At 71.6% G+C, this 13,585-nt stretch carries 11 protein-coding genes; 9 read left to right on the plus strand and 2 right to left on the minus strand.

Annotated elements, in window-relative coordinates:
* Window positions 1-450: 450 nt before the first annotated feature.
* Complete coding sequence (locus SCWH03_RS17265) at window positions 451-879, minus strand: metallopeptidase family protein (protein ID WP_173265167.1); 429 nt, start codon at window positions 877-879, stop codon at window positions 451-453.
* Window positions 880-1,301: 422 nt separating this feature from the next.
* Between SCWH03_RS17265 and SCWH03_RS17270 the strand changes: the two genes are divergently transcribed.
* From SCWH03_RS17270 to SCWH03_RS17305, 8 genes are all read left to right on the plus strand, one after another.
* Window positions 1,302-1,730 (plus strand): DUF3499 domain-containing protein, encoded by a 429-nt coding sequence (locus SCWH03_RS17270; RefSeq protein ID WP_173265140.1) that lies wholly within the window; start codon window positions 1,302-1,304, stop codon window positions 1,728-1,730.
* A 342-nt stretch (window positions 1,731-2,072) separates the two neighbouring features.
* Window positions 2,073-3,449: a phosphomannomutase/phosphoglucomutase gene (locus tag SCWH03_RS17275; protein ID WP_173265141.1), complete on the plus strand. Its 1,377-nt coding sequence runs from the start codon at window positions 2,073-2,075 to the stop codon at window positions 3,447-3,449.
* A 390-nt stretch (window positions 3,450-3,839) separates the two neighbouring features.
* Window positions 3,840-4,022 carry a Trm112 family protein gene (locus SCWH03_RS17280; protein WP_173265142.1) on the plus strand — a complete coding sequence of 61 codons (183 nt, stop codon included), beginning with the start codon at window positions 3,840-3,842 and terminating at the stop codon, window positions 4,020-4,022.
* Window positions 4,023-4,076: 54 nt separating this feature from the next.
* On the plus strand, window positions 4,077-5,210 hold the full coding sequence (locus SCWH03_RS17285) for an SIS domain-containing protein (protein ID WP_173265143.1): 1,134 nt from the start codon (window positions 4,077-4,079) through the stop codon (window positions 5,208-5,210).
* Between the two features lie 442 nt (window positions 5,211-5,652).
* Window positions 5,653-6,804 (plus strand): mannose-6-phosphate isomerase, class I, encoded by a 1,152-nt coding sequence (gene manA / locus SCWH03_RS17290; protein ID WP_173265144.1) that lies wholly within the window; start codon window positions 5,653-5,655, stop codon window positions 6,802-6,804.
* A gap of 196 nt (window positions 6,805-7,000) precedes the next feature.
* Window positions 7,001-7,978, plus strand: a complete 978-nt coding sequence (locus tag SCWH03_RS17295; RefSeq protein WP_173265145.1) for a cation diffusion facilitator family transporter — start codon at window positions 7,001-7,003, stop codon at window positions 7,976-7,978.
* Window positions 7,979-8,388: 410 nt separating this feature from the next.
* Complete coding sequence (gene ahcY, locus SCWH03_RS17300; protein WP_173265146.1) at window positions 8,389-9,846, plus strand: adenosylhomocysteinase; 1,458 nt, start codon at window positions 8,389-8,391, stop codon at window positions 9,844-9,846.
* 157 nt (window positions 9,847-10,003) lie between these two features.
* Window positions 10,004-10,618: a hypothetical protein gene (locus SCWH03_RS17305; protein WP_173265147.1), complete on the plus strand. Its 615-nt coding sequence runs from the start codon at window positions 10,004-10,006 to the stop codon at window positions 10,616-10,618.
* Between the two features lie 183 nt (window positions 10,619-10,801).
* Here SCWH03_RS17305 and SCWH03_RS17310 read toward each other — a convergent pair whose 3' ends face one another.
* Complete coding sequence (locus SCWH03_RS17310) at window positions 10,802-11,995, minus strand: RDD family protein (RefSeq protein ID WP_173265148.1); 1,194 nt, start codon at window positions 11,993-11,995, stop codon at window positions 10,802-10,804.
* A 199-nt stretch (window positions 11,996-12,194) separates the two neighbouring features.
* On the opposite strand from SCWH03_RS17310, the gene SCWH03_RS17315 reads away from it, so the two are divergent.
* Window positions 12,195-13,202, plus strand: coding sequence for a stage II sporulation protein M (locus SCWH03_RS17315; protein WP_173265168.1), 1,008 nt, complete (start codon window positions 12,195-12,197; stop codon window positions 13,200-13,202).
* The last annotated feature ends 383 nt before the right edge of the window (window positions 13,203-13,585 follow it).

The raw sequence follows: 13,585 nt of genomic DNA on the forward strand, positions 1-13,585 counted from the left end.
CTGCCCAGGGCCGGCCGGCCGGGCGGGTGCGGGTTGCCCGGCACCGTGGCGGGTTCTCGTCTGCCGGGTTCTCGCCTGCCGGGGTGATGACCGTGCAGGTCCGCGTGCCGGGGTGATGCCCGTGCAGGTCCGCGTGCCGGGGTGATGCCCGCGCCGCGGCGACGACCGGCTCCGCGGTGGTTCCCGGCGTGCTCGTCCGGCGGTGAGCGGCCCCGTCCGCGACCTGGGCCGTGAGCGGGCCTGATCGTGCAGGAACGAGCACGTTTGGTGGTCATTCATTCAGGAGTACGCCTGTTGGTATCCGCTGGTATCCGCTGGTATCCGCTGGTATCCGTTGGTATCCGCCCGTGCCCCGTGTGTGACCGGTCTGGACCTGCCTGGAGCGGGCGGTGTTCGTTTCGCCCGTCCGGGCCCGCCCTGGTCGAGGCGTGCGCAGCCCCACGCCGACGGTCAGTCCTGGCCGTAACGAGGGTCCACCGACTCCGGCGAGAGCCCGAGCAGATCCGCTACCTGCTCCACGACCACCTCGTGAACCAGCAGCGCCCGCTCGTCGCGGTTCTTCGTGCGGATCTCGACCGGCCGCCGGTAGACCACGATCGTCGCGGGCTTGCCCTTCCCGGCGGGCACCGAGCTGCCCAGCGGCACACTCTCGCCCGGTGACCCCGGCACGTCCAGCACCAGGAACTCCACCTCGGCCAGTTCCGGCCAGCGCCGCTCCAGCCGCTCCACCGAGTCCCGCACGAGATCGCGGAACGACTCGGCGCGGCTGGCGGAGAGCGGTACCTGCGGCGGGGCGACCGGCCCGCGCATCCCCCGGCCATGGCGGTCGCGGCGGCGCGGCCCGGGCTCGGTGGGGCGGGGCGGTACGGGACTGTCCATCACTGACGCAGGGTAGCTCTCCAGGACCGGGCCGCATCCGGTCCGAGCCTCCTCCGGCTCCTGGGGCATCGCCCTCGCGAGTGACGGGCCACCACTCTGGGGCGTGAACATGCCGATGCCGTCCTGCGCCGTCCTGCGCCGTTCTCTGCCGTCCTCCCGTGCACCCTGAACGCCCGGGAGGACGGGCCGCCTCCCGCCGTACCCTCCCGACCTGTCGCCTATTGAACATTCAAGCCAAGGTTTGTCTCTGTTCGGGGCAGCCTCCAGATCGCCGAACTCGCCGTGAATGACGCGGTTTGTATGCAGTGATAACCGGATTACGGCGGCACCGGATCGCGCGCCGCTCCTGCCATGCAGGTCAGTACAGTTGGCCGGAACACGGCTGTGCGGGACCCGGCAACGCGACACGGTGGAGTGACGTGGTGGAGAGTCATCGCGGCCCGCTCAAGAGTGCGGTACCGTCCAACGTCGTGAGCCCTGTACGTCGCTGTTCGCGCACCGCGTGCGGCCGTCCTGCCGTCGCGACACTGACGTACGTCTATGCCGACTCGACCGCGGTCCTCGGCCCCCTCGCCACCTACGCCGAACCCCACTGCTACGACCTCTGCGCCGAGCACAGCGAACGGCTCACAGCGCCCCGCGGCTGGGAGGTCGTCCGGCTCTCCGATGTCTCAGGCCCGGCCAGGCCGAGCGGTGACGACCTCGAGGCGCTCGCGAACGCGGTGCGGGAAGCGGCCCGCCCCCAGGAGCGCGCGGCCCAGGCCGGCGGCGGGGTAGGAGCGCGCAGGTCCGACCCGATGGAAGTCGCCCGGCGTGGCCACCTCCGGGTGCTTCGCTCACCCGACTCCTGAGGCGACGCCCTCGCCCGACCCTGACACCGGCTCCCGCCGGGCACCGGCTCCAGGCACCGGGTCTCCCGACCCCGGCTCAGGCGTCTCTCCCCCGGCACCGGCTCCCGCCGACCCGGCACCTGTTCCTCCCACGCTCCGGGCTCTCCCGGCACGGGTCACCCTGGCAGGCGCTTCTCCCCGGGCCCGCGCTGGGCTTCGACGCCGGGAGAGCGCCCGGACACCCGACTCCGGCGTGGTGCCCTGACTCCGGCTCCGGCTCCGCCGTTTTCGGACCTCGCCCCTGCTGACCCCGGCCCGGCGGGTAGTTTGTTGCGACCACAGGGAATTCGGGAAGGTTGGGCCGTGGCTGCATCCTCTGCTGCTGATCTGTCACAGATCGTGAAGGCGTACGACGTGCGCGGGGTGGTGCCGGACCAGTGGGACGAGCCGCTGGCGGAGCTGTTCGGATCCGCCTTCGTCCAGGTCACCGGCGCGGACGCGATCGTCGTCGGTCACGATATGCGGCCCTCCTCCCCCGGGCTGTCGGACGCCTTCGCGCGGGGCGCCGCCGCCCGCGGTGCCGATGTCACCATGATCGGTCTCTGCTCGACGGACCAGCTGTACTCGGCGTCAGGGCAGCTCATGCTGCCGGGCGCGATGTTCACGGCGTCCCACAACCCGGCCCGGTACAACGGCATCAAGCTGTGCCGCGCGGGCGCGACGCCGGTGGGCCGGGACACGGGCCTGACGGAGATCCGCGAACTGGTCCAGTCCTGGAGCGCGTCCGGGGGCCCGGCGCCCGTGGCCGCCCCGGGATCGGTGACCGCACGCGACTCCCTCGACGACTACGCCTCCCACCTGCTCTCCCTGGTGGACCTTGCCGCGATCCGCCCGCTGAAGGTGGTCGTGGACGCGGGCAACGGCATGGGCGGCCACACCGTGCCGAAGGTCTTCGCCTCCCTGCCGGTCGAACTCGTCCCGATGTACTTCGAACTGGACGGCACGTTCCCGAACCACGAGGCCAACCCTCTCGACCCCAAGAACCTGGTGGACCTCCGGAAGCGGGTGCGCGAGGAGGGCGCCGACATCGGCCTCGCCTTCGACGGCGACGCAGACCGGTGCTTCGTCGTCGACGAGCGCGGCGAAGCGGTCTCCCCGTCGGCGATCACGGCCCTGGTCGCGGCACGCGAGCTGGCCAGGAACGGCGGCGGCGTCGTCATCCACAACCTCATTACGTCGTGGTCGGTGCCCGAGGTCGTGCGCGAGCATGGCGGTACACCCGTACGCACCCGGGTCGGGCACTCCTTCATCAAGGAGGAGATGGCCCGCAGCGGCGCCGTCTTCGGCGGCGAGCACTCCGCGCACTACTACTTCCGCGATTTCTGGAACGCCGACACGGGCATGCTCGCCGCCCTCCACGTCCTGGCGGCCCTCGGGACGCACCAGGGCCCGCTGTCCGACCTGGTCGCCCAGTACGACCGCTACGCCGCCTCCGGCGAGATCAACTCCACGGTCGAGGACCAGGCGGCCCGTATGGCGGCCGTCCGCGAGGCCTTCGCGGCGCGCGACGGCGTCACCTTCGACACCCTCGACGGGCTCACCGTCTCCACCGCCGACTGGTGGTTCAACCTCCGCCCCTCGAACACCGAGCCCCTGCTCCGCCTCAACGTGGAGGCCCGCGACGAGGCTGCGATGTCGGCCCTGCGGGACGAGGTCCTCGGCCTGGTCCGGAGCGGCTGAAGCGCCGGACCGGGGGAGAGCGCCGACCGATGCCCGCCGTGTGGGGCGTTTGGTGGTGCACAGGCCGACCGCCGCGACGCCGTCGCGCGCCCGCGCCGGCGCGGGACATCCCGCCCCGGCCTCGGCCCCGCCCCGGCACCCCAGCACCTCAGCCCCGCCCCGGCACCTCAGCCCCGGCACCCCGGTCTGGGCTTCCTGAGCGGAGCCTTCCTGCCCGCGGTGACGGTCGCGGTCGCCACCGACCCGGCCCACCCGCCGCCGACCCGGCCCACCCGCCCCCGCCTCCCCACCCCACTCGCCCGCCCGGCCCGCCCGCACGCCGAGCCGCGCGGGCTGTGACCCGGCGGTAGGCTGACGTGGCCCCACCCGCCTGTTCGAAAGGACGATCCCATGCCGCTCGAAGCCGGCCTCCTGGAGATCCTCGCCTGTCCGGCCTGCCACGCTCCGCTCCAGGACGCGACGGCCGCCGAAACCCCCGAGCTGATCTGCACCGGCAAGGACTGCGGCCTGGCGTACCCGGTACGGGACGGCATCCCCGTGCTGCTCGTGGACGAGGCCCGCCGCCCCGGGTAGGGGGCGAGCCCCCACCTGTCAGGCTGCTGTTCGGCGAATCGGAGGCCCACGCCCATGCTCGACGAGTCACTCCTCGACGCCCCGGAAGCCCTTGCCCGCGCTGACCGTCGCGGCCTGCTCCGCGGTGCCGCGGAGGCAGGGGCACGCGTACGCACAGCCGCCCGGCACGCGGCCGAGGCCGGAATCGCCGAGCTGACCCCGGAGGGCCGACCGCGTGCCGTGCTGATCGCGGGCCCCGGCACCGCGGCCACGGGCGTCGCCGACCTCCTCGCCGAACTGGCCGGACCCACCGCGCCGGTCACCCGTCTCCCCCCGGCCGGCGTCGCGCCGGCCGCAGGCGCCCTCCGTTGGGCGCTCCCCGGCTGGGCCGGCTCCGTCGACCTCCTCCTCATCGCCACCACCGACGGCAGTGAACCGGGCCTCGTCCTGCTCGCCGAGCAGGCGTACCGCCGCGGGTGCGCCGTCGTCGCGGTGGCCCCGCAGCCTTCCCCGCTCTCCGAAGGGGTCGCCGGCATCCACGGTCTCGTCGTCCCCATGGCGACCGCGCCGTACGAGCTGGACGAGGAGACCGGGAGTCCTGCCAGCCCCGGAGCCTTCTGGGCCCTGTTCACCCCGCTCCTCGCGCTCCTCGACCGGGTCGGCCTGATCTCCGCCACCCCCGAGGCGATGCAGGGCGTGGCCGACCGCCTCGACCGCATCGCCGAGCGCTGCGGCCCGGCGATCGCGACGTACAGCAACCCCGCCAAGACCCTTGCCGCGGAACTCGCGGACACGCTTCCGCTGATCTGGACGGAAGGCGCGGCAGGCCCCGTCGGCCGCCGGTTCGCCGCGGTGCTGGCCGAACTCGCGGGCCGGCCCGCCATCGCCGCCGAGCTGCCCGAGGCGCTGCCCGCACACGGCATGCTCCTCGCCGGCGACTTCGCGGCCGGGGCCGACCCGGACGACTTCTTCCGCGACCGCGTCGAGGAACCGCAGGCCGTCAGGGCACGCGTCCTGCTGCTGCGGGACAGCCTCGACGACGGGTACACGGCGGCCCCCGCCGCGCGGGAACTCGCGCTCAGCCACGACACCGCCATCAGCGAACTCGAACCGGAGGAGGGCAGTGCACTGGAGACCCTCGCCGAGCTCCTCGCGGTGACGGACTTCGCCGCCGGGTACCTCGCCCTCGCGAGCAACGGCCACGCCTGACCCCTGCTGCTCCCGGGCCCGCACTCCGCCCCGACCGGACGGCGGTCCCGGCGGGTGGACGGCGGTCCCGCCGCGGTCAGCCCCGGTGCCCGGCCATTCCGGTGGCACCCCGTGGCACCCCGTGGCATCCCGCTCCGTCCCGAACCGCCCTGTGCGAACCGGGCGGAATCACCCGAAGCGCCCACCAGGGCCCCGAGGCCCCGCCCCCGAACTGGCCCTGACCGTCCCGTACCGTCCTGAAAACACCCCGGATCCCTTCCCCGTCCGCCTCGAACCGACCCGGTCCGCAAGGACACACCGCCGACCGCCCCGTACGGTCGTCCCCTACGGTCGTGCTGTGCCGACAGACCGCCGGTCACACCGCAGACACCAGCCACCCGACACCAGCCACTCACCCACCAGCACACGCATCCACCACGTACCGAGTCGAGGACCACCCCTCATGGACCGCCTCTCCAACACCGTCCGCCCCTACGCCTGGGGATCCACCACGCTCATCCCGGAACTCCTCGGCGTCGCCCCGACCGGCGAGCCCCAGGCGGAGATGTGGATGGGTGCCCACCCCGGTGCCCCGTCGGGGACCGACCGCGGCTCCCTGCGCGAGATCATCGACGCGGATCCGGTCCGCGAACTCGGCCGTCCGGCCCTCGATGCCTTCGGCCCCCGGCTCCCCTTCCTCCTCAAACTGCTCGCCGCCGGCGCACCCCTGTCCCTGCAGGTCCATCCGGACCGGTCGCAGGCCCAGGCCGGATTCGCCGCCGAGGAAGCGGCGGGCATTCCGCTCGATGCAGCCCACCGCAATTACAAGGACGACAACCACAAGCCCGAGCTGGTCTGCGCACTGACCCCCTTCGACGGCCTGTGCGGCTTCCGCCCGCCTGTGGAGGCGGCCGACTTCATCGCCGCTCTCGACGTCGACTCCCTCAAGCCGTACGTCGACCTCCTCCACGCACACCCGGAGGAGGCCGCGCTGCGCGAGGTCCTGACCGCGGTCCTCTCCGCAGACCCGGAGGAGATGGCCCACACCGTCGCCGAGGCCGCTGCGGCAGCGAAGCGTCTTGGCGGGCCCTACGCCCCCTTTGCCGCCATCGCCCACCATTTCCCCGGCGATCCGGGCGTCATCGCTGCCATGCTCCTGAACCATGTGCGCCTGCAGCCCGGTGAGGCGTTGTTCCTCGGCGCCGGGGTGCCGCACGCCTACCTCGGTGGACTCGCCGTGGAGATCATGGCGAACTCCGACAACGTGCTGCGGTGCGGGCTGACCCCGAAGCATGTCGACATCCACGAACTCCTGCGCGTCGTGCGCTTCGAAGCGGGCGACCCGGGCGTTCTGCGCCCCGAGCCGGCGCCCTCCGGTGAGGAGCTGTACGCCACCCCGATCGACGAGTTCCGGCTGTCCCGCTTCGTACGGCCGCAGGGCGCGGCTCCGGTGGACCTCACACTCCCCACACCGCAGATCCTGCTGGCGACGGCGGGTCGGCCGAAGGCCGGCGCACTCACGCTCGCCCCAGGGGAGTCGGTGTTCCTGCCGGCAGGCGAGAAGGCTGAACTGTCCGGTACGGGAACCGTGTTCCGGGCCACTGTGGCCGTCTGACCCGGTGCGCGCCGGGGCTCCTGCGAGAATGTCCCGCCGTAACGCAGGAGCCCCACCCCGGGGAACCGGGGGCCCGGCCCAGGGAAGCCGGGACCCCTCCGCGGAGTCCGGGGAACCCGGAACCCCTCCGCGGGAGTTCCGGGGACCCGGAACCGGAACTCCGCGAACCTCAGCGATGAAGGGACACCACGCACCCATGAGCGCGTCAGGCGGAACCAAGGCGATCGTCGCGGCCCTCGTCGCGAACCTCGCGATCGCAGTAGCCAAGTTCGTGGCGTTCCTCTTCAGCGGGTCCTCGTCGATGCTGGCGGAGAGCGTCCACTCGGTCGCCGACTCCGGAAACCAGGGCCTGCTGCTCCTCGGCGGCAGGAAGGCCAGGCGTGCGGCGACCCCGGAGCACCCCTTCGGCTACGGCCGCGAGCGCTACGTCTACGCCTTCCTGGTCTCGATCGTGCTGTTCTCGGTCGGCGGCATGTTCGCGATCTACGAGGGCTACGAGAAGATCGTGCACCCGCACGCCATCACGTCCTGGTACTGGCCTATCGGCGTGCTCGTCTTCGCGATCATCGCGGAGTCCCTCTCGTTCCGCACGGCCATCAAGGAGTCCAACGCCGTGCGCGGCAAGCGCTCCTGGAAGGAATTCGTCCGGCACGCCAAGGCACCCGAGCTCCCGGTGGTCCTCCTCGAGGATCTGGGTGCGCTCGTCGGACTCGTTCTGGCCCTCTTCGGCGTCGGCCTCGCCCTGATCACCGGCAACGGAGTGTGGGACGGTATCGGGACCCTGTGCATCGGTGTCCTCCTCATCCTCATCGCGCTGGTCCTCGCGGCCGAGACGAAATCCCTGCTGCTCGGTGAGGCAGCGGGTGCGGAGGAGGTCGAGAAGATCAAGGCGGCGACGGTCGGGGGCGATGCGGTGACCGGCATCATCCACATGCGCACGCTGCACCTCGGCCCCGAGGAGTTGCTGGTGGCGGCCAAGATCGCGGTCCGGCACGACAACACGGCCGAGCAGGTCGCCACGGCGATCAACGCCGCCGAGGACCGCATCCGCAGCGCGGTCCCGATCGCGCGTGTCATCTATCTGGAGCCCGACATCTACAGCGAGGAGGCTGCCGCGGCGGGCGCGGACCCGGCGAAGACCCCCGGCGGCCCCGGGCCCGGGACGGCTCACTGACGGCGTTCCTTACGATCGCCGGCCCGCCCTCCTGGTCTCTCCTGTTCTCGCGTGGTCCCGCGTGGTCCGGCGTGGTCCGGCGTGGTCTCCGTGATCCGCTGGAGCACGCCCCGCTACGGCCACGTCTTCCGGAGTCCGGCCGGAAACGGGGCATGGGTGGGCTGTGGGCCGCGGCGGCGATCGGTGTAGATTCGTGAGAGCCAGACGTCGCTGCTGATGGCGGTCGGGCGGTTCGCCAGCGGACCGGCCGAGGGAGAGAGGGCCTCCGACGGACTGCGCTGCGGGCGTTCTCGGCGTCCGGACTCGCACGTGCGGCACCCGTGTGTGCTGGTGCGCGTGTCCGCCTCGTCGCAGCGACCGCAGAGCCATCCCGCCCGAACACCCTCGAACCCCGTGAGGAGCAGCTCGCGATGACGACTGTCGCCGCCGGTCAGGACTTCAAGGTCGCCGACCTCTCCCTGGCCGACTACGGCCGCAAGGAGATCACCCTCGCCGAGCACGAGATGCCCGGTCTGATGGCCATCCGCAAGGAGTATGCGGAGTCGCAGCCCCTGGCCGGCGCCCGGATCACCGGTTCCCTCCATATGACGGTGCAGACGGCCGTCCTGATCGAGACCCTGGTGGCGCTGGGTGCCCGGGTCCGCTGGGCGTCGTGCAACATCTTCTCCACCCAGGACCACGCCGCGGCCGCCATCGCGGTCGGGCCGGACGGCACCCCGGACAGCCCCCGGGGCGTTCCGGTGTTCGCCTGGAAGGGCGAGACGCTGGAGGAGTACTGGTGGTGCACGGAGCAGGCGCTGACCTGGCCCGACACGCCTACCGGCGGTCCGAACATGATCCTGGACGACGGTGGTGACGCCACCCTGCTCGTCCACAAGGGCGTCGAGTTCGAGAAGGCCGGTGCGGCTCCGGACCCGGCCACCGCGGACAGCGAGGAGTACGGTCACATCCTGCGTCTGCTCAACCGGACTCTCGCGGAGGACCCCCAGAAGTGGACGCGGCTGGCGTCGGAGATCCGGGGCGTGACGGAGGAGACCACCACCGGTGTCCACCGCCTGTACGAGATGCAGCGTGACGGTGTGCTCCTCTTCCCGGCGATCAACGTCAACGACGCGGTGACCAAGTCCAAGTTCGACAACAAGTACGGCTGCCGGCACTCCCTGGTCGACGGGATCAACCGGGCCACCGACGTCCTGATCGGCGGCAAGGTCGCGGTCGTCTGCGGCTACGGCGATGTCGGCAAGGGGTGCGCGGAGTCGCTGCGCGGCCAGGGCGCCCGGGTGGTCATCACCGAGATCGACCCGATCTGCGCACTGCAGGCGGCGATGGACGGCTACCAGGTCACGACGCTCGACGAGGTCGTGGACACGGCGGACATCTTCATCACCACGACCGGCAACAAGGACATCATCATGGCCTCGGACATGGCCAGGATGAAGCACCAGGCGATCGTGGGGAACATCGGCCACTTCGACAACGAGATCGACATGGCGGGTCTGGCCGCGGTTCCCGGGATCGTCAAGGACGAGGTCAAGCCGCAGGTGCACACCTGGACGTTCCCCGACGGCAAGGTGATCATCGTGCTGTCGGAGGGGCGTCTGCTGAACCTGGGCAATGCCACGGGACACCCGTCGTTCGTGATGTCCAACTCCTTCGCGGACCAGACGCTGGCGCAGATCGAGCTGTTCACCAAGCCCGAGGAGTACCCGACGGACGTCTATGTGCTCCCCAAGCACCTCGACGAGAAGGTCGCCCGGCTCCACCTCGACGCGCTCGGCGTGAAGCTCACCACACTGCGCCCCGAGCAGGCCGAGTACATCGGTGTCACGGTCGACGGCCCGTACAAGCCGGACCACTACCGCTACTGATCCGCCGCACGGCGTGTGCCCCACGGTGAGTGCCCCACGGGCACCGACCCGACCCGGAGGGGCGCATCCGCCGGCCAGTGCCACGAGCGAAGCAGGACAGGCCCCCGCACCCCCGTGTCGGGGGCCTGTCCATTACTCCGGGAAGTCAGGCACCGCCATGCCCCGCGGCCGCTATTCGATCCATGATCCGCACGATCACACCCCCCTCGGTGAAGAGCACTTCCACTGCGCGCCGGGCCCGTCCGGCTGGCGCTACGTCTCCCAGCGGACCACCCCCTCAGGCGAGCCCGCGGCCTCCGTGGATCTGGCACTCGACGAACTCGGCCGCCCTGTGCGGCTCGAACTCCACGCCGCGGGCTGGCAGGTACGCGGTGCCGCCCTCGACGGCGTCACCTGGGTGCGCACCGACCCCGCCGGTACGCACGCCACCGAGGGCAACGCCCCAGCCCATGCCTTCACCGGAACCTCCCCCGCCTTCCTCGTCGCCACCGCCCGGCTGCTCCGTCTCGCACCCGGTGCCCCGGCGGTCCGCGTCCGCCTTGTCGCCTTCACCGACCCGGTATTGGCGCCCCGGACGGTCGACCGTTCCTGGGCCCTGGTGAAGAGTGAAGCGCACGGCACTGACAACGGCCCGCTGACCGTGGACGAGTACCGGGTCGGTTGCCTGGACACCGGGGAGCAGCACACGGTCCACATCGCAGGCGACGTGGTCCTCGCGGCGCCCGGTGTCGAGTTGGAGGATCTTGAGACTCCGCCCTCGGACTTCACCTGAACGGGTTTTCGCCCGCTGCTTCACCGCTTCACCGGGCACTCGCCGGAGCGGAGTGGTCCCCGGACGAGGACCCGGCTCCGAGCCTGGATCCGCGCGGATGCCCGCCCTGCCGCCGGGGGGTGGCCTGGTTCGGGAGAGCCGGCCCTGGGGCAGCCTGCCGCGGTCGGCCCTCCCGAGCCGGCCTCAGGCGGGCGGCGCGAACCCTGTCGCCGCCGGCCCTGCCCCCTGGTGGGGCCCTGACTGCTCGGCGCCGTCCTCGGTCCGGGCGGGCACCGGTTCCGACGCGCCGGACCCACCGGGACCGCCGGGGCCGGTCGCGGGACCGAACCGCGCGGGACGGGAAACAGGGCCGGCTGCGATGCCGGGGGCGGCGGGTGCCGCGAAGCAGCCCGTAGCGGCGGCGGAACCGGCGGCTGCCGGCACACCGCGTGTCCCCGGTACCCCTGCCGCGGGGTGTGCCGCCGGCGCCGGCCGGGCGTTGGGTCGCGTCGTTCCGCCGCCGGTCACCGGCGGTGAGGGGCGCGAAGGGGATGACGGGTACGACGGGTACGACGGGTACGACGGATGCACCATGACCGACGGGTTCACGGAGGGCGAGGGGCTCGCCGACGGCATCGGGCTCAGAGAAGGCACCGCGCCGGCCCGTCGGGCGTCCCGGGTCTGCCGCTCGTGCACCACACCCGCCAGATACGCACCGGCCGGCACCCCCGCCGGAACCGGCGCGCCCGTGCACACTGCCAGGTCGGTGGCCAGCCGCTCGGCAAGGGCCCGTCCCACCTCCGCGTCGAGCCGGTCCATCCGCGTCAGGTACTGCCGTACCGCGAGCCACAGGTCGTCCGGCACCCCGGAGAGGTCGATCTCCGTGAACCGCCCGACCAACCAGGGCGGCGGCGGGGGCAGGCAGGCGGACCGGGCAGCCGGTACCCGCTCGCGGACGACCAGGGTTCCGGCGAAAACGTCGCCGACACGCCGCCCTCGTTCCGAGGCCAGCGAGGCGATGCAGGCAACGGTTCCGAAGGTCATCAGGATCTCCACCACCCCGATCGCGCCACGCACCAGCGCGTGCCGGAACCGGATCGGGCCCCCGTCGTCGCGGACCACCCTGAGCCCGCACGCGAGCTTGCCCGGGGAACGTCCCCGGCTGAGCGTCTCCACGGCGATCGGCCCGCCCACGAGGACGAGCACGAACGCCGCGATCGACACCGCCGTTCGGGCCGCCTGGTCCAACGACGCCGTCGCCATCGCCAGTCCGACGGATATCAGCAGGTAGACCGGCAGGACGAGGGCGAGGTCGATCGCCAGCGCCAGGGCGCGGCTGGGCAGCCTCGCCGCACGGAGCCCCAGTACGACGGCATCCCCGGTCACCACTCCGCTCACAGTGCCCACCCTCTCTCGCCCTCTCGCCGATGGCCCTCGGTCCGGTTCCTCGCTCTCCGCGGACCTCCGTGACCCCTCCCTACGCAAGTCTGCCAAGCTGACACGCGAGCGCACCGCAGTCGCACGAGCAGATGTGCGAGTCGTTGTACGCACCGCCCCCGCGGCGGGCCCGGACCAGTGCCTGGAGCAGCAGCCGACCATGGACCTCGACGTCTTCGTCATGACCCACCGGGCGGAATGGGACCGCCTCGACCACCTCCTGGGCCGCGGGCGACGCCTCAGCGGCGCAGAGGCGGATGAGCTCGTCGCGCTCTACCAGCGCACCGCCACCCATCTCTCACTGATTCAGTCCAGTGTCCCGGACCCCGTGGTCACGGCTCGGCTCACCCAACTCGTGGCCCGCGCCAGGGCTGTCGTCACCGGTACCCGCCGCGCCTCGTGGACGGACGCGATCCGCTTCCTGACCGCCGGCTTTCCGGCGGCGGTCTACCGCTCCCGGCACTGGTGGATCCCCACGGCCGTTCTCTCCACCCTCCTCGCCGCGGTCATCGGGTGGTGGATCGGTACGCACCCCGAGATCCAGGCGGCCATCGCCGCTCCCGACGAACTGCGCGAACTCACCCGCCCGGGCGGGCAGTACGAGACGTACTACTCAAGCCACCCGGCGGCGTCGTTCGCCGCCCAGGTCTGGACGAACAATGCCCAAGCCGCCGCGCTGTGCCTCGTCCTCGGTGCCTTTCTGTGCGTGCCGGTGGTCTGGATCCTCTTCCTCAACATGGCCAACCTCGGCATCGGGATCGGACTGATGTCGTCGGCCGGACGTCTCGACACCTTCCTCGGCCTCGTCCTGCCGCACGGCCTCCTCGAACTCACCGCCGTCTTCGTCGCCGCCGGGACCGGCCTCCGCCTCGGCTGGACCGTGGTCGACCCGGGACCCATGACCAGGCGGGCTGCGCTTGCCCAGCAGGGGAGGGCCGCGGTCGGCATGGCCGTCGGACTGGCCCTGGTTCTCTTCGTCTCAGGCGCGATCGAGGGCTTCGTGACGCCCTCCGGCCTTCCGACCTGGGCCAGGATCACCATCGGAGTCGTCGCCGAGCTGCTGTTCCTGGCGTATGTGTACGTTCTCGGGGGCCGAGCGGCTCGAGCAGGTGAGACGGGGGACGTCGACGTCTCGGAGCGCAGTGCCGAGGTACCGACGGCGGCCTGATGTGCGGATGTGGTCCGTCAACTGCTAGTCTCCTCTTCGCCCACAGCCCATTGACACGGGCAGTGTGGGGAGGTAGATTCGAACGGTTGCCTCGGAGTGCTTTCGTATCCGAGTGCCACTACCTGACGGTCTGTCTCGCTCTCGTCGGAAATCGTATTTCCCGTGAGCCATCCTCGAATCCTTGTCCGGATCACAGTGCCGATTGGCTCGGCCGCTGAAGATTCTGATAACGTCGAGGACGCCGAAAGGCAGCCGGAAGGTGAAAGGCCCTCCAACGGCCATCGGAAATGGATTTCGGACCGGGAACGGTACGGAAATCGGATCTGGTAGGGTTGGAAACACCGAAGGGAAGCGCCCGGAGGAAAGCCTCGGAGAGTGTTCCG

The organism is Streptomyces pacificus (assembly GCF_011766325.1).
Taxonomy (GTDB): Bacteria; Actinomycetota; Actinomycetes; order Streptomycetales; family Streptomycetaceae; genus Streptomyces; species Streptomyces pacificus.

What these genes read in the sequence shown, in the direction of transcription:
- SCWH03_RS17295 (WP_173265145.1), top strand. Translation starts at nt 7,001, where the DNA reads ATGAGCGCGTCAGGCGGAACCAAGGCGATCGTCGCGGCCCTCGTCGCG.
- SCWH03_RS17265 (WP_173265167.1), bottom strand. Translation starts at nt 879, where the DNA reads ATGGACAGTCCCGTACCGCCCCGCCCCACCGAGCCCGGGCCGCGCCGC.
- SCWH03_RS17315 (WP_173265168.1), top strand. Translation starts at nt 12,195, where the DNA reads ATGGACCTCGACGTCTTCGTCATGACCCACCGGGCGGAATGGGACCGC.
- SCWH03_RS17285 (WP_173265143.1), top strand. Translation starts at nt 4,077, where the DNA reads ATGCTCGACGAGTCACTCCTCGACGCCCCGGAAGCCCTTGCCCGCGCT.
- SCWH03_RS17305 (WP_173265147.1), top strand. Translation starts at nt 10,004, where the DNA reads ATGCCCCGCGGCCGCTATTCGATCCATGATCCGCACGATCACACCCCC.
- ahcY (WP_173265146.1), top strand. Translation starts at nt 8,389, where the DNA reads ATGACGACTGTCGCCGCCGGTCAGGACTTCAAGGTCGCCGACCTCTCC.
- SCWH03_RS17280 (WP_173265142.1), top strand. Translation starts at nt 3,840, where the DNA reads ATGCCGCTCGAAGCCGGCCTCCTGGAGATCCTCGCCTGTCCGGCCTGC.
- manA (WP_173265144.1), top strand. Translation starts at nt 5,653, where the DNA reads ATGGACCGCCTCTCCAACACCGTCCGCCCCTACGCCTGGGGATCCACC.